This window comes from Hazenella coriacea (assembly GCF_004341825.1).
GTDB classification, from domain to species: Bacteria; Bacillota; Bacilli; order Thermoactinomycetales; family Thermoactinomycetaceae; genus Hazenella; species Hazenella coriacea.
This window is the reverse complement of the sequence record NZ_SMAG01000002.1, coordinates 135,835-155,196: the sequence shown is the minus strand read 5'-3', so window position 1 is coordinate 155,196 and position 19,362 is coordinate 135,835. Positions and strand designations below refer to the sequence as shown.

20 protein-coding genes and 1 riboswitch are annotated in these 19,362 nt (G+C 40.2%); of the genes, 4 read left to right on the top strand and 16 right to left on the bottom strand.

The genetic code is table 11. The features are described 5' to 3' along the window. The first annotated feature begins 260 nt into the window (after window positions 1-260). Window positions 261-1,304: a CPBP family intramembrane glutamic endopeptidase gene (locus EDD58_RS04050; RefSeq protein ID WP_165875785.1), complete on the top strand. Its 1,044-nt coding sequence runs from the start codon at window positions 261-263 to the stop codon at window positions 1,302-1,304. A 118-nt stretch (window positions 1,305-1,422) separates the two neighbouring features. Here EDD58_RS04050 and EDD58_RS04045 read toward each other — a convergent pair whose 3' ends face one another. From EDD58_RS04045 to EDD58_RS03980, 14 genes are all read right to left on the bottom strand, one after another. Next, window positions 1,423-2,019, bottom strand: a complete 597-nt coding sequence (locus EDD58_RS04045) for a thymidine kinase (protein WP_131923567.1) — start codon at window positions 2,017-2,019, stop codon at window positions 1,423-1,425. 79 nt (window positions 2,020-2,098) lie between these two features. Then, window positions 2,099-2,299: a 50S ribosomal protein L31 gene (gene rpmE, locus EDD58_RS04040; protein WP_131923566.1), complete on the bottom strand. Its 201-nt coding sequence runs from the start codon at window positions 2,297-2,299 to the stop codon at window positions 2,099-2,101. A 145-nt stretch (window positions 2,300-2,444) separates the two neighbouring features. After that, window positions 2,445-3,449 (bottom strand): LysM peptidoglycan-binding domain-containing M23 family metallopeptidase, encoded by a 1,005-nt coding sequence (locus EDD58_RS04035; RefSeq protein WP_131923565.1) that lies wholly within the window; start codon window positions 3,447-3,449, stop codon window positions 2,445-2,447. A gap of 90 nt (window positions 3,450-3,539) precedes the next feature. Continuing rightward, a complete protein-coding gene (gene rho / locus EDD58_RS04030; RefSeq protein WP_131923957.1) occupies window positions 3,540-4,805 on the bottom strand; it encodes a transcription termination factor Rho in 1,266 nt (421 codons plus the stop codon). Between the two features lie 68 nt (window positions 4,806-4,873). Then, window positions 4,874-5,836: a class II fructose-bisphosphatase gene (glpX, locus tag EDD58_RS04025; RefSeq protein ID WP_131923564.1), complete on the bottom strand. Its 963-nt coding sequence runs from the start codon at window positions 5,834-5,836 to the stop codon at window positions 4,874-4,876. 125 nt (window positions 5,837-5,961) lie between these two features. Continuing rightward, on the bottom strand, window positions 5,962-7,209 hold the full coding sequence (locus EDD58_RS04020) for a UDP-N-acetylglucosamine 1-carboxyvinyltransferase (protein ID WP_131923563.1): 1,248 nt from the start codon (window positions 7,207-7,209) through the stop codon (window positions 5,962-5,964). A 213-nt stretch (window positions 7,210-7,422) separates the two neighbouring features. Next, a complete protein-coding gene (gene fsa / locus EDD58_RS04015; RefSeq protein ID WP_131923562.1) occupies window positions 7,423-8,070 on the bottom strand; it encodes a fructose-6-phosphate aldolase in 648 nt (215 codons plus the stop codon). A 40-nt stretch (window positions 8,071-8,110) separates the two neighbouring features. Continuing rightward, window positions 8,111-8,965 (bottom strand): class II fructose-1,6-bisphosphate aldolase, encoded by an 855-nt coding sequence (gene fba, locus EDD58_RS04010; protein ID WP_131923561.1) that lies wholly within the window; start codon window positions 8,963-8,965, stop codon window positions 8,111-8,113. Between the two features lie 250 nt (window positions 8,966-9,215). Further along, window positions 9,216-10,040 (bottom strand): 3-keto-5-aminohexanoate cleavage enzyme, encoded by an 825-nt coding sequence (gene kce / locus EDD58_RS04005; protein ID WP_131923560.1) that lies wholly within the window; start codon window positions 10,038-10,040, stop codon window positions 9,216-9,218. A 33-nt stretch (window positions 10,041-10,073) separates the two neighbouring features. Next, window positions 10,074-10,439 (bottom strand): 3-aminobutyryl-CoA ammonia lyase, encoded by a 366-nt coding sequence (kal, locus tag EDD58_RS04000; protein ID WP_131923956.1) that lies wholly within the window; start codon window positions 10,437-10,439, stop codon window positions 10,074-10,076. A 336-nt stretch (window positions 10,440-10,775) separates the two neighbouring features. After that, window positions 10,776-11,141 (bottom strand): response regulator, encoded by a 366-nt coding sequence (locus tag EDD58_RS03995; protein WP_131923955.1) that lies wholly within the window; start codon window positions 11,139-11,141, stop codon window positions 10,776-10,778. A 253-nt stretch (window positions 11,142-11,394) separates the two neighbouring features. Beyond that, a complete protein-coding gene (gene kapD / locus EDD58_RS03990; protein ID WP_131923559.1) occupies window positions 11,395-12,012 on the bottom strand; it encodes a 3'-5' exonuclease KapD in 618 nt (205 codons plus the stop codon). Between the two features lie 451 nt (window positions 12,013-12,463). Then, window positions 12,464-12,967 carry a GNAT family N-acetyltransferase gene (locus EDD58_RS03985; RefSeq protein WP_165875784.1) on the bottom strand — a complete coding sequence of 168 codons (504 nt, stop codon included), beginning with the start codon at window positions 12,965-12,967 and terminating at the stop codon, window positions 12,464-12,466. Between the two features lie 551 nt (window positions 12,968-13,518). Continuing rightward, the gene (locus EDD58_RS03980; RefSeq protein WP_131923557.1) at window positions 13,519-13,833 is read right to left on the bottom strand and encodes a cytochrome C oxidase subunit IV family protein; all 315 of its coding nucleotides are present in this window, start codon (window positions 13,831-13,833) and stop codon (window positions 13,519-13,521) included. A gap of 407 nt (window positions 13,834-14,240) precedes the next feature. Here EDD58_RS03980 and EDD58_RS03975 point away from each other — a divergent pair, with 407 nt between their 5' ends. The 3 genes from EDD58_RS03975 to EDD58_RS03965 all read left to right on the top strand — a co-directional run bounded on the left by EDD58_RS03975 (window position 14,241) and on the right by EDD58_RS03965 (window position 16,693). Then, window positions 14,241-14,510: a PQ-loop domain-containing transporter gene (locus EDD58_RS03975; RefSeq protein ID WP_243648647.1), complete on the top strand. Its 270-nt coding sequence runs from the start codon at window positions 14,241-14,243 to the stop codon at window positions 14,508-14,510. Between the two features lie 474 nt (window positions 14,511-14,984). After that, window positions 14,985-15,139, top strand: a riboswitch (FMN riboswitch). 240 nt (window positions 15,140-15,379) lie between these two features. Further along, window positions 15,380-15,958 carry an ECF transporter S component gene (locus EDD58_RS03970; RefSeq protein WP_131923555.1) on the top strand — a complete coding sequence of 193 codons (579 nt, stop codon included), beginning with the start codon at window positions 15,380-15,382 and terminating at the stop codon, window positions 15,956-15,958. Between the two features lie 258 nt (window positions 15,959-16,216). Beyond that, window positions 16,217-16,693 carry a DinB family protein gene (locus tag EDD58_RS03965; RefSeq protein WP_131923554.1) on the top strand — a complete coding sequence of 159 codons (477 nt, stop codon included), beginning with the start codon at window positions 16,217-16,219 and terminating at the stop codon, window positions 16,691-16,693. Between the two features lie 117 nt (window positions 16,694-16,810). Here the strand turns inward: EDD58_RS03965 and EDD58_RS03960 are convergent, their stop codons facing one another. Further along, complete coding sequence (locus EDD58_RS03960; RefSeq protein ID WP_131923553.1) at window positions 16,811-18,433, bottom strand: CTP synthase; 1,623 nt, start codon at window positions 18,431-18,433, stop codon at window positions 16,811-16,813. Between the two features lie 209 nt (window positions 18,434-18,642). Beyond that, window positions 18,643-19,119 carry a DNA-directed RNA polymerase subunit delta gene (gene rpoE / locus EDD58_RS03955; protein ID WP_131923552.1) on the bottom strand — a complete coding sequence of 159 codons (477 nt, stop codon included), beginning with the start codon at window positions 19,117-19,119 and terminating at the stop codon, window positions 18,643-18,645. Window positions 19,120-19,362: the final 243 nt, after the last annotated feature.

Below are 19,362 nucleotides of genomic sequence, written 5' to 3'. Positions count from 1 at the left end.
GATTGTATCATAAACCTCCTCCTTTTTGGAAGAAAACCTCCATACGGAGAATAAAAACCAGTCTGGTTCGATGAGGAGATAAGCCTCAATCCTTATGCGTCGTAGTTTGATCTACCCTTCATAAACTTGGGCCTATGAAACAATAAATCAGAGTTAATGTAAAGTTAAAGAAAGTCATATGTAAAAAGATGTTATGATAGAAAGGACTACTTTTTGGAGTTTATAACAATAATCTCTCTATGATAAGGAGTTTACCTGTTATGATAGAAACGATTTTTACATTCTTGATGTTTATTCCACTCATGTTATTGTTTTTGTTGATTAATCTATCTGAAAAAGATCGTACTCTTGAAAATCCTTCTGGTGGAAAAGCGCTGGGATGGGTCAGCTATGGTTTATTAATATTTGGTTTTGGAATTGTTATGTTAATCGGCTTTATCTACTTAATGCTCAGTCTCATGATGGATTCCGTTCCTGCTGATACACGGCAAGAAATGTTCACTTCGATGGGACTTTCGGACTTTAACACTTTATCTATGGGACTTGCTTTCTTGATTCCTGCCATCATAGGGCTGATCCTCCTCATTCCGGCAGTCCGTCGAGGAATATCCCGTCTGATCCCGATCAACCCACATAATCGACTCCATGCCATTTCATTATCCTTAAGTGTCTTAGTCATTATCCAGTTGTGGATGACGTTGGCCATTGGGCTTGAAAATATGAGTGCCACAACCCAACAAATGAGTAGCACTTCCACAATTACTACCATTTGGGTCCAAGATCTGTCTCTCTTTTTTATTGGTCTGTTGGGTGTCGGTTTATTTACCCGTAGAAGTGCTAAAGAAACTTTCAAACGCTTAGGAATTGTTCGTCCTACTCTCAAACAAGTCGGCTTTGGGATCGGAATTGCCATCGTATTTATTGGGATTGTAATGGGTATGGAACAACTGGCGATGCAACTCGGCTTTGGAATTGATGAAGATGTAAATGAACTAACTGATAAATTAATTGGTCCACTTGTTACAACCATCCCGGGAGTTTTAACTTTAGGACTCGCAGCAGCGATTGGCGAAGAAACCATTTTTCGTGGTGCAATGCAACCCAAATTCGGTTTAATCCTTACTTCAGTCTTGTTTGCGATCACCCATGCTAACTATGGATTCAGTTTGTCTACACTCATCGTTCTATTGATCGGCTTGGCTCTTGGAATTATTCGGAACCGCACCAATACTTCCACCAGTATGGTCGTTCATGCCACTTATAATATGGGGCTTGGGTTTTTGAGTTACTTTCAAATCATGTAAAGTATATAGCATGGGGACTTGATCCCCTGCTTTTTTATTTTAAATTGATCGCACTCTCTATTCACTAAAAAACTCAATGGAAGATTCATCTTTCATTGAGTTTTTTAGTGAATAGAGTTTATTTGATTTCTAATGCTGATTTCTTCCCTAATTCATGGCAATGACGACAACGAGCTTCATATTGTTCTGATGCTCCCACTTGAATGACAGGATCATCTGCGGCTGCGGGTCGTCCGTCAATTAATCGTTGGGTGCGATTGGCGGGTCCCCCACATTGGACACAGATTGCTTGTAACTTCGTCACATATTCTGCAATCGCTAGCAACAAAGGTGTAGGGCCAAACGCTTGTCCCCGAAAATCTTGATCCAATCCAGCACAAATAACCCTTTTCCCTTGATCCGCTAACTGTTGACAGATATCCACAATCTCATGATCAAAAAATTGAACTTCATCAATAGCGATCACATCTGTATCAGGAGTGATCCGTTGTAGAATCTCCACCGCATGATGGACAGGCTGCGCATCGGCCATCATTCCATCGTGTGAAGCAATCGCCACGGCATGATAGCGATCATCAATCACTGGTTTAAATGCTTGTACAGATAATTTCGCAATCTTAGCACGGCGAATCCGTCGGATGAGCTCTTCACTCTTTCCGGAAAACATGCCCCCACAAATCACTTCGATCCAGCCTTCTCGGTGAACTAGGTTCATGATACCCCTCCCCCTATTCAAACGAAGAGGCAAGCGAATGAAGACTCGCTTGCCTACAATAAATTGTTTCCAATCTATATTACTTGATATTGTATTTCTTTTTGAAGCGATCGACACGTCCACCAGCGTTGATCATTTTTTGTTTGCCTGTAAAGAAGGGATGGCATGCAGAACAAACATCAACTTTAAGGTTTTCAGAAGTCGATCCGGTTTCAAATGTATTTCCACACGCACATGTTACAGTCGTCATTCTGTAGCCCGGATGAATTGCAGCTTTCATATCTATCACCTCTTTTCCTAGCCGACCATACTTGGTTCGTTCGAAAGAAACCACTGGTGTATTATAGCATGAACCTAGTTAAGGCTGCAAGGTGAGAGGGACGTTGAATCTCTTTCTCTGATCAGGAAATTCTACAGAACTCTTCTTATTTTAAAACAGAAAGAGGATTTAATGCCTGACCATCTTTTCGCACTTCAAAATGAAGATGATATCCTGTTGCATTACCCGTCTGTCCCATATTCCCCAATGATTGGCCCGTTTGCACGGACTCACCTTTGCTCACACTAATCTTACTCAAATGTGCATAATATGTTACCCAGCCCCCACCATGATCCACCACGACCAGATTCCCATAGCCTCCCGAATAGCCAGCTTGTGTAACAACCCCATCTAGAGATGAACGAATCACCGCCCCAGACTTTGCCGCACTCCATATATCAATCCCTTTATGCTGGCGACCATTTCTCCAGCCAAAGTTACTAGTGATTTGACCAGATACTGGCCAATGAAACCGATACGAGCCTGCTTCTCTCTTCTGTGGTTTAGACATAGATTTGGCGGCTAAACGAATCGTTCCTTTTTTCGCTGGCGCAGGTTTGGGTACTGTCTCCGGTGATTTTACTTCCAATTTCTGCGGAACGGAAATCATTTGACCCACATATGTAATCTCAGGGTCTTTGAGTATTGGATTTAGATAAACTAATAAATCCGTAGTAGTCTGGTGCTCTTTTGCTAAACTTTCTACCGTGTCGCCAAATTGTAGCCTTACCCACTTGCGTGTCAGAGGAATCTTAAGGTTTTGACCCGTTTTAAGATAATTAGGATCGACGATTTGATTGTATAATGACAGTTGATCAAAAGGAATACCAAAAAACTTTCCTATTTGGTAGAGTGTATCTCCTTTTTGTACACGGTACATGAGTGGTTTTGTCTCCACTGTAGCGGCTAGATTCCCTTCTGCAACAGCCTGGATGGGGTTTAGATAATGCACAATCGCCTCTTGGGCAATTAAATCCTGTTCCAAGTCGGGATTAGTGGAATCTTTCATATCCAAAGCATATACAGGATGTTTATCTGTTCCAATCGCCCAGGAAGCAGAAGCGGTACAGACGGTGAGGGAAGAAGCCAACAACGCTTTTTTGCGAGACATCACAGCACCTCACATCAGAAGATATGGAGGGTGATTATCACCCAATGTCATATGTATGTGAGGGGTGAATCGAGTATGATAAACAAATTTTTATGAAGCTGTCGTCGCCCGTTGTTTAGGCTCAATAGAGGCTAAAAAGTCTTCATTGGATTTTGTGTTTTTCAATCTTTTTACGAGGGCTTCAGTATATTCATTACTATCAGTCAGTGATTTACGTAGCATCCACAATTTATCCAACTCTTCTTTATTCAGGAGGAGCTCTTCTCTTCTCGTTCCAGAGCGGCGAATATCAATCGATGGAAATACCCGACGCTCGGCCAATTTACGATCTAGGTGAAGCTCAAGATTTCCAGTTCCTTTAAACTCTTCATAGATCACATCATCCATCCGTGAACCTGTATCGACTAACGCCGTCGCTAAAATCGTTAGGCTTCCGCCCTCTTCAATATTACGTGCCGCTCCAAAGAACCGTTTGGGTCGATGAAGCGCAGCTGGATCAATCCCACCCGAGAGCGTCCGTCCACTTGGTGGAATGACTAAGTTATAGGCTCGAGCTAAGCGAGTAATACTATCTAGCAGAATAACGACATCTTTTTTATGTTCAACAAGGCGTTGTGCCCGTTCAAGTACCAGTTCAGCAACTTTAATATGATTCTCAGGAAGCTCATCAAAGGTGGAACTAACAACCTCCCCTTTGACTGACCGTTGCATATCAGTAACTTCCTCAGGTCTCTCATCAATCAGCAACACGAACAGTTCGATTTGAGGATGATTTTCTGTAATACTATTGGCAATTTCCTTCAATAACATCGTTTTTCCCGCCTTGGGTTGGGCGACAATTAATCCACGTTGTCCCAAACCTACAGGGGAGATTAAATCCATCATTCGTGTTGAAATTTTATCTGGAGTTGTTTCTAAAATGAGTCTTCTTTCCGGATATAAAGGAGTTAAGGCAGCAAAATGTAATCTCTCCGCGGCTTGATTAGGGTCTTCTCCATTTACTGCTTCTACATGTAATAAACCAAAATATCGCTCATTTTCTTTTGGAGGTCTTACTTTTCCAGAAACTAAGTCACCTGATCGTAAATCAAAGCGGCGAATTTGTGAAGCCGAGATGTAAATATCTTCGGAGGAAGGTAGGAAGTTAATCGGTCTTAAAAAACCATATCCTTCAGGAAGAACATCCAATACTCCCTCCATAAACATCAATCCATCCCGTTCAGCTTTTGCTTTTAAAATAGCAAAGATCAACTCTTTCTTTTTCATTTGGCTATAGTAGGAAATCTGGTATTCTTTTGCCAGCTTGTACAAATCAGTTAGCCGACGATTCTCTAAATCGCTCAATGTGAGCTCCATAGGCATAATCACCACACAATTATTCTATTTTAAAAGTCCCTCCCTTCTTCCGAAAGTTGAGAGGTAACTTATAAAACGAGGTTTGGTTTCTTTTCCAGACGATGCGTCCCATCAATAAAACGAATCGTCCCTGTTTTGGCCCGCATCACAACCGAATGAGTCGTCGCCGTACTTCCTTGATAACGAACACCTTTAAGTAATTCGCCGTCCGTTACACCTGTAGCAGCAAAAATAGCATCGTCCCCTTTAACGAGATCTTCCATCCGAAGGATCTGCTTGGGATTTTCTAGCCCCATACGAACACATCTTTGATACTGTTCTTCATCTTCTGGAAGAAGTCGACCTTGGATTTCCCCGCCCAAACATTTTAAAGCAACCGCAGATAAAACTCCCTCAGGCGCTCCACCTGAGCCAAGTAAAATATCTACACCTGTATCAGGAAAACCTGTATGAATAGCCGCTGCTACATCTCCATCAGAGATCAATTTAATCCGAGCTCCAGCCTTACGAATTTGCTCGATTAATCGTGCATGGCGAGGTCGATCCAATACTATAGCCACAATATCTTCCATATCTTTCCCTTGTGCTCTAGCTACTGCTTTTAAGTTATCTTCAACAGGTGCATCCAGATCTACGAGTCCTACAGCCTTTGGACCCACAGCAATTTTGTCCATATACATATCTGGCGCATGAAGTAAACAACCTTCATCTGAGATTGCAACAACAGAGAGTGCATTCCATAATCCTTTGGCAACAATATTGGTTCCCTCTAAAGGATCTACAGCTACATCCACCTTGGGTAGAGAGCCCAAGCCTAGACGCTCACCAATATAAAGCATAGGGGCTTCATCCATCTCCCCTTCACCAATAACCACTGTGCCTGTCATGGGAATTGTGTCAAATACTTTGCGCATCGCTGTTGTAGCAGCATCATCTGCTTCATCTTTTTTGCCAAATCCCATCCATCTAGCAGATTGAACAGCCGCTGCCTCGGTCACACGTACTAATTCCATTGTTAAACTTCTTTCCATGAAATCCATCCCCTTTTTTTGACACACTTCTAAGAGTGTGACACATCAACAAAAATAGAGTAACATATATCATCGATCTGCGACACTTAGGGTGTGAAAAATGGATAAAAAGCAGGAAAAGGATATCACCATTCTCTATGAATTTCTGCACCCAATAAAGATAATTTCATTTCCAAATTTTCATATCCGCGACACAGAAAATCAATTCCAGAGATTGTAGTAACGTGGTTAGCGACTAAACCAGCGATCACGAGGGAAGCACCAGCCCTTATTTCAGTAGCTTGTATATTTGTTCCATGGAGAGGAGTTACACCAGTGATAATGGCAGTTCGTCCTTCAGCCCGAATCAGAGCGCCCATCTTTACTAGCTCATGAACATAAGTTAAACGAGAGGAGTATACATTTTCGGTAACGAGGCTTGTACCATCGGCTTGAGTTAAAAGAGAGGTGAACGATTGTTGTAGATCTGTCGGAAAGCCTGGATAAGGATAGGTTTTAATGTCAACGGCTTCATATTGGTCGTTTCCATAAACAGTTATCGTCTCATCAGTTTCGACTACTTTTGCACCCATCTCTCTTAATTTAGCAGAAACAGCCTCCAAATGCTTAGGGATAATTTGCTCAATAGTTACAGTTCCTCGGGTGGCTGCACCAGCAATCATCCATGTACCAGCTTCAATTCGATCAGGAATCACGGAGTGGCGGCAACCTAAAAGTTTTCTCACTCCTTGAATTCGGATCACATCTGTACCTGCACCTTTAATATTTGCGCCCATACTGCTTAAAAGTGTGGCAACATCAATCACTTCAGGTTCCTTCGCAGCATTTTCAATAATCGTTTTTCCATCTGCATGAACAGCTGCCAACATCAAGTTAATGGTAGCCCCCACACTAACAACATCCAGATAAATCCTAGTACCCATTAACTTTTTGGCGTATAGATGGATGGAATCGGCTTGCTGGTCAATCGTCACCCCTAAAGATTGAAATCCTTTAAAATGCTGATCTAATGGTTCCCAACCTAATGCCCCTAGAGAAGGAGAAATTTGAACTTCTTTAAACTTACTGAGCATCACACCCATCAGATACATAGAGGCTCTTAGTTTTGAAAAATGAGGTGCTTTGATAGGTTTTGATTGAAGAGAAGAGGGGTCAATCCTACATTCATTTTTAGAAAAAGAGCCATTCACTCCACAATGACTCAATAAATCTATGTAAGTTTCTACATCTTTAATCTGAGGAACATTTTCGATCACAGAAGGAGTCTCGCCTAAGAGAGCGGCAGGTATCAAAGCTAAAGCGCTATTTCTAGCTCCACTAATTGGTACCTTACCATAAAGAGGTTTTCCACCATTAATTATTAGTTTCCCCAAGCTCTTACCCTCTTTCTGTGGGATCTTGGAAAAATCCGGCGGAAGCATCCTCACATCCTACCGCCAGATTGATATTTCTTACTCTAATATGAGCATTTTTAGTCACATATGGATCCAAATCCCGTGGGGTCGCTGTTTCTCCCCTCCTAGGTTCATTGGATCAAGTCACTTGATTTCCAACTCATTCAAGTTGTTTTGCTCAAGTCGAGTTTCTTATTCATGCTTCGCATTACGCCAATCAGCCTCAAATTTTTCAATTCCCTGATCGGTAAGTGGGTGATGAACCAATTGTTTCAATACCTTATAAGGGATTGTAGCGATTTGAGCTCCTGACAAGGCTGCTTTCGTCACATGAATCGGATGGCGTACACTTGCCACGATGATCTCCGTTTCGATCCCAGAAGTGAAGAAAATCTCAGACACTTGTTGAATCAATTCCATTCCATCTTGCCCAATATCATCTAAACGACCCACAAATGGACTTACATATGTAGCTCCCGCACGGGCAGCCAATAAAGCTTGATTAGCAGAAAATATCAAAGTGACATTAGTAGGAATCCCTTTTTTACTGAAATGATTTACTGCTTTTAATCCTTCGATCGTCATGGGGACTTTAATCGTAATATGAGGAGAAAGACTAGCCAGCTTTTCGCCTTCTTCAATCATCCCACTGGCATCACGACTTAACACTTCTGCACTAATGGGGACATCTACAATGGATAAAATCTCTTGTAAGACTTCATCAAAGACACGTCCAGATTTAGCAATCAGGCTCGGGTTTGTCGTCACTCCTGATAACAAACCCCACTCATTGACTTCGCGAATTTCATCAACAATCGCAGTGTCTAAGAAAAACTTCATCAACGATCCCTCCATTGGGCCTTGCCCAAAATGCTGCGACTTAAGCTTTGTTGGCACTGCCAAACAAACGAATTTTACCTTTGACTACTTCTTTGATGATATCACGTGCTGGCCCCATGAATTTACGTGTATCAATGATATTTGGATTTTGATCCAAGAGCTCACGAATTACTTTGGTGCTCTCTACTTGATTTTCGGTATTCACATTGATTTTGCCTACACCTAAAGAGATTGCTTTTTGAATCGATTCATCTGGAACCCCAGAACCTCCATGTAATACAATCGGAGCATCGATTTTTTTGCTCACTTCTTCAATAATTTCATAGCGGATTTTAGGAACACCTTTATACATGCCATGGGCTGTCCCTACTGCGATTGCCATTGCATCTACTTGGGTTTCTTCCCAAAAACGAATTGCATCTTTAGGATTTGCTAAGGAAGCATCCTCTTCAGCAACATCCAAGTCATCTTCAACCCCACCGATGGTTCCTAGCTCCCCTTCGACAGATACACCAACAGCATGAGCCGCTTCAACGACTTTTTTAGTTAGGCGAATATTCTCTTCCAATGGATAATGAGACCCATCAAACATCACTGATGAGAAGCCAGCCCGAATACACTGCATAACAACTTCAAAGCTACTTCCATGATCAAGATGTAAAGCAATCGGTAGTCCCGACTCTTTAGCCGCTACTTTGGACAAAGCGACCATATTATCTAACCCCATGTAACGAATGGCGCCTTCGCTGGCTCCAAAAATTAAAGGGGAATTTTCTTCTTTACCTGCAGCGGTAATCGCTTGGACATACTCTAAGTTATTAATATTAAACTGACCTACCGCAAACCCTTCTTTTTTGGCGCGAGGTAAAAATTCATTCATCGATACGAGCGGCATACTAGATCCTCCTTTTACTATGTAAGACCATTCATTCATTTGTACTTGAACACTGTCTGCAACATCTAGATTTAACCTTAGAATCAAGGAGATTCAAGAGTCATCCCTCAAAGAACTTTATGCTCCTTTGAGGGACTTTATCATTGTTGAGTGAGGATTTACATTGTGACATTATAACATTCTAATTCCTATTTTATAAGTGAAGAGAAAAAAAGATCAATGACATACCCGTAACCATTCATAGAAACTTTTAATAAAAGCTTGTCTTAGTTAGGTTGAGCATCTGTCTCGCTTCATCAGGGGTTGCGATATCACGATCAAGCTCTTTGGCAACCCTCACTACTCTTTCTACCAATTGTTGATTGGTTGCAAGCTCACCTTTACGATAGTAAATATTATCTTCTAATCCAACTCGAACATGTCCACCTAACAAAACTCCTAATGTCGCCATGGGAAGTTGTGACTTTCCTACACCTGCCACCGTCCAGGTAGCCTCTGGAGGAAGCTGACGAATCAGGTGTAGTAAATTTTCTGCAGTGGCTGGGATCGCACCGGGTACCCCCATCACAAAATCAAAGTGTAAGTGCCCTGTGAAATATCCTTTTTTAACCAAATGTAATGCGTTAGCTATCATTCCCACATCAAAGATTTCAAATTCAGGTCGAACCCCAAAACGTTCGAACTCTTCGGCAAAAGTAAACAGTTGTTCAGGAGTATTCATAAAAACATCTTTTCCAAAATTGACTGTGCCTGTCGTAAAGGTCGCCATTTCAGGGCGGAGAGTTAGAGGCTGAAGTCTTTCTTCTGCTGACATTCCTACGGCACCACCCGTAGAAACTTGAACAATGAGATCACATCGTTTTTCAATTTCTTCAATCGCTAAACGATACAACTCTTTATCTTGTGATGGTTCTCCATTTTCATCTCGTACATGAATGTGTGCAATGGATGCACCAGCACGCCAAACGGCTTCAGCCGCTTCGCCAATCTCTTCGGGAGTGGTCGGCAAATGAGGAGTATCCTTTTTGGTTACTTCAGCACCAACGAGTGCAGCTGTTATAATTAGTTTCTCCATGCTATAACCTCCTAAAAACATAAAAAATACAGCCTAACGACCTTTTGGAACTACACAGGTGCCAGTTGCACGTGCTACCAAAAGCGGCTGATCAAGAACTTGTGCTGCATATGGACGTGCTGGATCATTTCCTGCTTCAATGACCTTGTAAGCTTCAAAGCTCATCTTGCGAGAAGTGTTCCCTATTTTCGTAATCTTGCCAATTGCCTCCACATAATCTCCAGCATAAATCGGAGCTGAAAACTCTACAAGATCGTAAGCGACAAATAATCCTTCATCACCATCATTTCGAATCAGCAGTTCGGTTGCGACATCACCAAATAACGATAAGATTCGAGCTCCATCTACTAAGTTTCCACCATAATGAGCATCTGAATGACTCATTCTTAAACGAATCATAACTTCTTTCAATGTATTGCACCTCAGCTTTGGATTTATATAATTGTTGCTATTGATAAACAAAAGATATACCTGAAAATTCCATGTTTTTAGAAGACGAAGTCAGATATCCTAAGATTCTAATGGCAAATAAATGCCTCCCACTCAAAAAAAGCAGGAGTAATAGAACCATTATAATCAAACATAAATTGATTATACCAATTTGCTTAAAGACAGTCCAAAAAGCTTAACTACTATCCAATAGACCCACTTCACTAGTAGTCAAAACAGGGGGTCTCTAAGTTTTAAAAAGGAATCGTGATATCAAAACCTGTTCTCTTCATCCTAATGAGATTCTTAAGAAGCTAATTGCTTCATCACTTCGGATCTCAATTCCTCAATATCAAAGGGCTTGGTAAAATGTGTACACGCCCCTAATCGGCTTGCTTCTGCCACGAGATCTAGCTCACCATATGCTGTCATCATAATGACTTTTGCGTGAGATTCCAGCTTCTTCAACCTACGCAACAACTCTAAGCCATCCATCCCAGGCATCTTCATATCAAGTAAAATCAGATCAGGCTGCTCTGCTTGAATAATGTCTAGGGCCTGTTTGCCATTAGCTGCTTGAAAGATATGTAAATTATCCTTAGAAAATACCTCTTTGAGTAATAGTCGGATACCATATTGATCATCCACAACTAAAACCTTTTTAGGAACCATTGCACCAAGCCCTCCTCCCAAACTGCTGTTTCTAAGCTGCTTCATTTTCCATTATCCATTTTTTAAAATGTAGATTGACCTGATGACTATATTTCGTTTTATTCGTTGTTTTTTCCTGCTATCGATGCTTAACTTTCATTAATAAATTAAATCCATTTCAAATAAGTATGGAAAGATGAAGAATAAAGGATGGTGAGCCTTTTTATGCAGTAAGCCCATTTTCTCCCAGAAACCATACTATCGCAATCTATGACTAAGCCAAGTTCTCAAACAACCTTGCCAGATCAACACAATCGCCAATGCGATTCATCGAGTTCTTTTGTAGATAACTCTTATCTTTTTCAACCAATCGAAAAATTTCATAAGTGGTCATCGCATCATCTAAGGCACGATGATGCTGACGGTTTGAAGTTCGCCCAAATTGGTGGAGTGCTTTCATCAAACCTGTTTGATTCTGGTCTCCATAAAAATTCTTAAACTCCATAGACAAGTCAATCTCTCTCGTGCGAAATGGATAAGTGATATTCCAGCGGGCACACGACTTATACAAAACATGCATATCCATATTGCCCCATGTAATAATTCGAGTATCACTTCCACCATAAATACTAGAAAGACAGTTGACCAATTCCTCAAAAGAGATCCCACGGTCCACGTCTTTTTGAGAGATATTTAAAAACTTTTTACACCGCTCACTCAATTTTGAATTTAATTTAGGTGTAACAAATGAGCTATACGTTTGCTCAATCTGATCATCCACCACACAGACTAATCCAACCTCAATAATCTCCGGAAAAAAACGTCTTCCCTTTTTCGTGCCTGCTTCTGGCATCGAAAATTCAAAATCGATAAAAAGAGATTGTTGACCCATCGGCAGTCACCCTACCTTCCCCTTTTTTAGTCATTTTAGAAAAATGATCTTCTCAAACTCAATCCATCCCAAATATATCCTTTCTTTCTATTCTAATTCTTTTTTTCACATCTGTACTAGAAGATTTGAACAACATTTAACAAATATCCTAAATGGAGGATTTTGTATGATTCCTATATTAATCATTTTAGAAACATATGGATTCAAACACTGCAGGTCGTTGTTTCTCTATCTCACTCTCGAATCGTGCTCGCAAAAGTCGTTCGCTAGAGAAACATCTCCTCTCCGAGCTGGATTGGATCAAACATTCCCAATAATATTAAGTCGTTTTGCTCAAGTCGTGTATGATTTCCATAGACATAACCTTATTATTAACCTCTATACCCGTTTTTCGTACCTTTTGACCCACAATATATGGATCTCGTCAACTTTTGTACCCTCTATTTAAAAGCTAACCCAATCTCTTTTCAAATGCTATAAAGGGTAGATCATACCCTGAGAAATAAAACGTACCTCTAGGTTTGTAACCCTGTAGGGTAAATAAGTTCTGTGCTTTATGATTTTCAGAGAATGTATCCAATCGAATGCTCATATAACCTTGATCCATCACCCACTGTTCAATGGCATCCATCAAAGATTTCGCGATCCCTTTTCCTTGATAGAGTGGATTTACACATAGTCGATGAATAACAACAAATGAATCATCGCGCTCCTGCCATTCGATATGCTCATACTCAGGTGCCCACTTGCGATTTAGTACGACAGCAGCAGTAATCTCTTCTCCATCAGTAAGTAAATAAAGTTCCCCATTTTCAATATCTTCTTGAATCAGTTTTCTGCTGGGATACCCATTCCCCCATTGAAAATTTCCGAGTTCATTCATCACTTTAACTACCTGATGATATACATCCATCACTACATCCAGTTGATTCATCTCTGCGGCTATCAATTGCATCCTGTTAAACTCCTTCATGATTTATATATGGAGAGTGTTGCATCATTCAAAAGCGACCTCTTCATCCATATACCATCACCTTATTTTCGTTCGGCTAGGTAAAAACAGGCTAGACATCACTCAAACAAAGCAATGGCACGATTTTTATACAACATGTCCTCTATCAGCAGTGTCGATTAGACAATATTTACCTATATGATAGAGTAACGGAACTCGATTTTCACCCTCCATGAGCTTGTCCCTTTCAAAGAAGTGGAGAAGTCCGCTTCACCCTTTGATTCCGGGAGGAGGTAAAAGGCAACGAAGCATCTCAAGGAAGAGTTGCCTCCTCTTTTCCTTCATCCAAGGGTTCCACTTAGTAGCGGTACAAAGTCATTTCGTGCGAAAGATCAACTCCCAACTTATGGTAAGTCGAAACTGCTGGTCCTATATAGTTATCAATCAGACATGGAAAAAAGAAAAAAGCTGATCAAATCAGCTCAGGATCTACTAAAACCATACCTTATTTTTGTTCTTCCTGTAACCAATCCGCTTTCGTTTTCCACCATTAATCATCTCACAACAACCATAACCACAGCTGAAACGCCAGCAATGAAAACCCCGATCGAAAAAAAGATAATCTGTATCTTATGCCCTTTTTGATCTAGATGCATAAAAATGGACAGCTGTAAAAACACCTGTACAATGGCTAACGAGATCAAGGCCCAAAAAGTGAGCGATGGAGTAAACACTTGCTGAGCGACAACATAAAAAGCACAGCCTGTAAATAACATCATCCAAAAGAAGGAGAACAAATACTTAAAAGTCTCTTGGCGACCTGAATGCTTGGAAGATTGGACGGATGTTTGTTCCATATGAGGTTCCATTCACAACCCTCCCTAGATCAAATATTTTTACTATTATGCATATTGTATCACAATTCCGTCACTATTTTGCAATAAATTTACAACTTGATCTTCTTCAAGGGACAACTCTTGTTATTACTTCTTTGGTCTGTTACTACGATTGAACATTCAGAAATTCAAAAGCTGAATTTTATACATAATTACATACTCCATAAAGTATCCTCTTTTCCTCTTAAGAATACAGTTGAAATAAATAAATCCCCAATAATAAATGCCTTGATTGAGTGATTTTACTCTTTCAAGGTTCTTTTTTGGTTAACTTAAACTACACATTTTTCCAGATTATCATTTCACATGAGCAATAATTCCTCTGTTAGATCAATAAATTAGAAATGAAGGTGGATGAGTTAATATTGGATCGAGGAGGAATGACTTTGATTTATGCTTGGCTACAAATAATAGGTGGATTAATCCTGTCCCTCGGGTGGATTCCACAGATCATCCAAATCCTTCGTACAAAGTCTGTGAAAGACTTAAATGTAAAGTCTTATTTGCTTGTTCTTTTAGGGATCAGTCTGATGGAAACATATGCGGTCCACTTAGTATTAACAGGAGTAGGGATCGCATTCTTCATTACTAATACCTTATCCTTGCTGATTATCCTCTGGCTTGTCATTCTCATCTTTCTATATCGATAATTCCTTCCACTATTCTAACTATCAATGCTAACAAACTGTCTAAATTTTGTATGACGAAAAGGTGTTTTTTTAAAAAATAGAATAGCAATGAATAGTAGAAGGAAAAGGGGGAGATGAAAGTTTTTAAAGTTGTTAACATAGTTCTAGGAATATTGCTATGCATTTTCATCATTTACTCCCTATTGATTGATACTTCAGTAAATGCATCTTGGATTATTATTGGATTAATTCTCCTTACATCTCTATTTTTTATAGAAAGATCCTTTATTAAAAATAAATAGATTAGGTAGCCTAATGTATTCTCGAGAATGTGTTATAACCTGTAAAACAATGTTATGTTTTTATTTACAATTTTTTAAAATACCTTATAATGTTGACCTATATATTTTGACTTAATCCCTCTCGCTTAAATCATTCATTGACATTTCATCATGCTACTTTATAATAGTAAGTGGAAAAGTGAATATGATTTCATGGATCCTTCGGGGCAGGGTGTAATTCCCGACCGGCGGTGATGTGAATCAGCTACCTATGGGATAATGCTGATTCCTCAGTCCGTGACCCGCTTTGGCGGTGGATTCGGTGCAATTCCGAAGCCGACAGTATAGTCTGGATGGGAGAAGGATGATAACACGTACGAATGAAAGCAGAGAAGCTGCGACCAATTTGGGTTGCCTAGTTTGTGTACCCTTTTTTCAGTCATTGATTAAGGGAACATGGTACTAGGCTTTTGAAAAATGGTGGTACTTCACTCTTATTTGTGATGCCCGAAGATCCTTTCCATGTCATCCATGGAGGATTCTTCGGGCATTTTGGATTTCATAAGCGTACGGTTGTCATCAGATCACACATATAGGAGAGTGTTTCTGATGCAACAAGCCAATCGTTTAAGAAAGTTGGTATTGATCTCCATCTTGGGTGGAAGCGCTTTTATCATGGAGTACTTAAACTTTCCATTGCCTTATATGCCTTCATTTTTAAAATTGGACTTTAGTGATATACCTGCCTTAATCTGTGCCTTTATCTATGGTCCACTTGCAGGAATCGGAGTACAGTTTCTCAAAAATGTCCTCCACCTTATATTTGCAGGAAGCGAGACAGGTCTGATCCCAGTTGGACAAATCGCAAACTTTATTGCTGGAAGTATCTTTGTCACACTTACCGTCTGGGTCAGCCGCAAAGTAGGAGAATTGAAAGGTTTAGTCGCAGGAGCCATCACAGCGACACTGATTATGACCTTATTTATGACTGTCGCTAACTGGTATGTCATTTTCCCTGCTTATAGCTACTTAATTAACTGGACAGTGACTGACCCGCAAAAAATGGCACTCGTCTTTTATGGAGTGACTCCCTTTAATGTAATCAAAGGCGTCATCGTATCAATGGTCTTTATCCCTCTCTATCTAAGTTTAAAACCTTATTTAGACAGAAAGGTCATCGTTCGATAACTTTTTATATAATCGAGAAGTAGAGGTTGACTAACCTCTACTTCTCACACTATATAGCATGTTCCTATAATCCATGCTATATAAAGCACCTGTAAAACAACGTTTTCTCTTCTCCATACACTCTTTGATCTTCGTTCAACCAATGTTACAATCTTCTTAATGGTTCATCCACATCCATTGTTCTAAGCATTTTTGCAAACCGTCGGTAAATGGACACGACTGATGATCATCCTATAAATAAAAAAGGAGAGGATCTTAGTGAATGCTAATGAGTTATTCGTTCTAAATTTCGAGGAAGTAAGACGTAGAAGTATAAAAGTTTGGAACGAAATTCCCAATGAGATGTTGAATTGGAAGCCTGATGAAAAAGCATTTACTTGTGCTGAAATGATTAGACATGTATTAGAAGGTGAGTATCTTTATCATCAAGTTCTTAAAGGTGGAGGTAGTGAAGCATTAGCTCATTTATCTAATCCTTTTGATACAAAAAAATTTACAACTGTGGAAGATGAATTGAAATTTGCTCAACCATATCGCGAAGATTTCATAAAGTACATTCAGACGATCAACAACAGTGATTTAGAGAAAGTTAAAATAGACCGCTCCGATGTTGGTTATGTTAGAACTCTTGGAGATATGTTGTTGCGTATTGCTTACCATGAATCCGTCCATACAGGTCAATTGTTAGACTACATGAGAACCATGAGAATCAATCGCCCCAATATATGGGACTAAAAAACGTTTTATATAACTCTTAACATCTAACTGTTGTGTAGTTCATTTTAGACACAATGAGACACCTAGTACTACAAAGAACCCCAGAGCCTTGATCCAGTCTGGGGTTCTTTCATTTTATTTTGTTTTTACTCGCTCTTTTAATTTCAATTGGAGAGCAGCAGCTACGAAGTCTCGGAATAAGGGTTGTGGACGATTGGGTCGTGAGATGAACTCTGGGTGGAATTGTGAAGCGACAAACCAAGGGTGATTGGTGTACTCTACAATTTCTACTAACCGGCCATCTGGTGAGGTTCCAGAGAAGCGATAACCGATTTCCTCCATCTGTGGACGATAAGCGTTGTTAAATTCATAACGGTGGCGATGACGTTCGTATATTAGATCATTTTGGTAAGCTTCGTGAGCTAAACTATCTGGTGCTACTTTACATGGATAGAGTCCTAAACGCATCGTTCCACCAAGATCCGCCACATCTTTTTGCTCAGGCAATAGGTCAATGATCGGATTGGGAGTTTCTGGATCAAATTCAGAGCTATTCGCTCCCTCTAATTGCAGGAGATGACGCGCTCCTTCTACAACGGCCATCTGCATACCCAAACAAATCCCAAAAAATGGAATTTTTTGTTCGCGAGCAAAACGTGTTGCTGTTATTTTTCCTTCAATTCCACGATCTCCAAATCCACCAGGAACTAAGATTCCATCTACATCTCCCAAGATTTCAGACACATTGGAATCGGTGACATCTTCAGCTGGAACCCATTTGATTTCAATGTCTGTATCACTTTCAAAGCCCGCATGTTTTAACGCTTCCACAACACTCAGATATGCATCATGGAGAGCTACATATTTTCCTACAATGGCAATCCGAGTCGTATGGCTCAAAGATTTCACTTTGTCAACCAAACGAATCCACTCAGTCATATCAGCTGGTTCAGAGGTAAGCCCCAGATGTTTAACAACGATGTCATCTAAGTTTTGTGCTTGTAACATCAAAGGAACTTGATAGAGAGTATCTGCATCCTGAGCCTCAATCACAGCTTCTCGATCAATATCACAGAAGAGCGCTAGCTTCTGCTTCATGTCTTCAGAAAGTGGGTATTCGGTACGACATACAATAACATTGGGTTGAATTCCAATGCTTCGTAATTCTTTTACACTATGTTGAGTTGGTTTTGTTTTTAATTCACCACTTGCACGTAGCATTGGGATCAAGGTACAGTGGATATACATCACATGGTCGCGACCTACATCACTTTTTATTTGTCGAATCGCTTCTAAAAAAGGTAAGCTTTCAATATCGCCAACCGTTCCACCAATTTCAGTAATCACTACGTCTGCTTGAGTTTCACGAGCCGCACGGAATACACGATCTTTAATTTCATTGGTGATATGTGGAATGACCTGAACGGTTCCTCCTAAATAGTCACCACGACGCTCTTTATTAATCACTGAGGAGTAAATTTTCCCTGTAGTTACATTGCTATTCTTATTTAGATTAATATCAATAAACCGTTCATAATGCCCTAAGTCCAGATCCGTTTCTGCTCCATCATCAGTTACAAATACTTCACCATGCTGATATGGACTCATCGTACCTGGGTCCACATTGATATATGGATCAAATTTTTGAATGGTTACTTTGACTCCACGATTTTTTAATAACCGACCTAATGCAGAGGCTGTGATCCCTTTACCAAGAGAGGAAACCACGCCTCCTGTCACAAATATAAACTTAGTCATCTCTATCTTCCTCCTAGTTACAGGATGCCCCAATCTTAAAAACAAAATAGAAAGAGCGCCCCTAAATAGGGGCGCTCTTTCATATAATCCGTTCTAATGAGCCCAGAAAATAGTTTAACTAAGGCGATTGTCTTTGTCAAGCAACGAACGGAAGCAACTTGCATTTGTGATCCACTCTAATTATTCAAATCAGGATGTGGGAATTTGATTCATAGCTCCTCTTCATCCTCATCCTCATCACTTAATTCACTATCTTCCTCCATTTCTCCATCAAAAGGAGGTTCCTCGTCTTCTTCGAAATCTTCATCTACTTCCTCTATCTCTTCCAAATCCCCAGCAAAGTTTTCTTCATCTTCGTCGAAGAGTGCATCTTCAACCTCTTCATCTAGATAATCATCTTTCACATTGGCAGCAACTGCCGAATCTGTCGCCTGTTCAGTTGGATACCAATCTCTAACCCCCCACAGACTTCTTCCTACACAGATAAAGCGACCATCTATGTTAACTTCTGTATAAAGTTGTGCAATGTACTGCTCAACATCATCCTTAGTAAACCCTTTCATTTTAGCAATTTCATTCATGATATCACGGTAATGCATCGGTTCACCTTTGTCTTTCAATAAATCGTATGTGAGGTCAACCATTGCTGTTTCTGCCATTTTCTCAGCCGCTTGGTAGTCGCTCATATTGGACACATCCTCTCGTAAGGGCTAGACCCTTATCCCGTTCTCGTACAACTATTTTATCCAAAAAACGGTTGAAGTCAACAGAAACAGTTTTCTATGTTAGAACAATTATCTACAAGTTATTTCTGTTCTTGATTAAACTTAGCGAATCAACTCACTCGTAGCATACATCCATTTTAAGAGAAACACCATATCCTTCTCCATACCAGTAAAAAAGCCAACTCATCGGCTGAGCTGGCTATG

Coding starts and splice junctions, on each gene's coding strand:
- rho (WP_131923957.1), bottom strand. CDS start 4,805: ATGGAGCTCACATTGAGCGATTTAGAGAATCGTCGGCTAACTGATTTG.
- EDD58_RS04035 (WP_131923565.1), bottom strand. CDS start 3,449: ATGTCTCGCAAAAAAGCGTTGTTGGCTTCTTCCCTCACCGTCTGTACC.
- EDD58_RS03960 (WP_131923553.1), bottom strand. CDS start 18,433: ATGACTAAGTTTATATTTGTGACAGGAGGCGTGGTTTCCTCTCTTGGT.
- glpX (WP_131923564.1), bottom strand. CDS start 5,836: ATGGAAAGAAGTTTAACAATGGAATTAGTACGTGTGACCGAGGCAGCG.
- EDD58_RS04045 (WP_131923567.1), bottom strand. CDS start 2,019: ATGAACCTAGTTCACCGAGAAGGCTGGATCGAAGTGATTTGTGGGGGC.
- kal (WP_131923956.1), bottom strand. CDS start 10,439: ATGATTCGTTTAAGAATGAGTCATTCAGATGCTCATTATGGTGGAAAC.
- EDD58_RS03980 (WP_131923557.1), bottom strand. CDS start 13,833: ATGGAACCTCATATGGAACAAACATCCGTCCAATCTTCCAAGCATTCA.
- EDD58_RS03970 (WP_131923555.1), top strand. CDS start 15,380: ATGCAACAAGCCAATCGTTTAAGAAAGTTGGTATTGATCTCCATCTTG.
- fba (WP_131923561.1), bottom strand. CDS start 8,965: ATGCCGCTCGTATCGATGAATGAATTTTTACCTCGCGCCAAAAAAGAA.
- kapD (WP_131923559.1), bottom strand. CDS start 12,012: ATGGGTCAACAATCTCTTTTTATCGATTTTGAATTTTCGATGCCAGAA.
- EDD58_RS04050 (WP_165875785.1), top strand. CDS start 261: ATGATAGAAACGATTTTTACATTCTTGATGTTTATTCCACTCATGTTA.
- rpoE (WP_131923552.1), bottom strand. CDS start 19,119: ATGAGCGACTACCAAGCGGCTGAGAAAATGGCAGAAACAGCAATGGTT.
- EDD58_RS03975 (WP_243648647.1), top strand. CDS start 14,241: ATGACTTTGATTTATGCTTGGCTACAAATAATAGGTGGATTAATCCTG.
- EDD58_RS03985 (WP_165875784.1), bottom strand. CDS start 12,967: ATGCAATTGATAGCCGCAGAGATGAATCAACTGGATGTAGTGATGGAT.
- fsa (WP_131923562.1), bottom strand. CDS start 8,070: ATGAAGTTTTTCTTAGACACTGCGATTGTTGATGAAATTCGCGAAGTC.
- EDD58_RS03995 (WP_131923955.1), bottom strand. CDS start 11,141: ATGGTTCCTAAAAAGGTTTTAGTTGTGGATGATCAATATGGTATCCGA.
- kce (WP_131923560.1), bottom strand. CDS start 10,040: ATGGAGAAACTAATTATAACAGCTGCACTCGTTGGTGCTGAAGTAACC.
- rpmE (WP_131923566.1), bottom strand. CDS start 2,299: ATGAAAGCTGCAATTCATCCGGGCTACAGAATGACGACTGTAACATGT.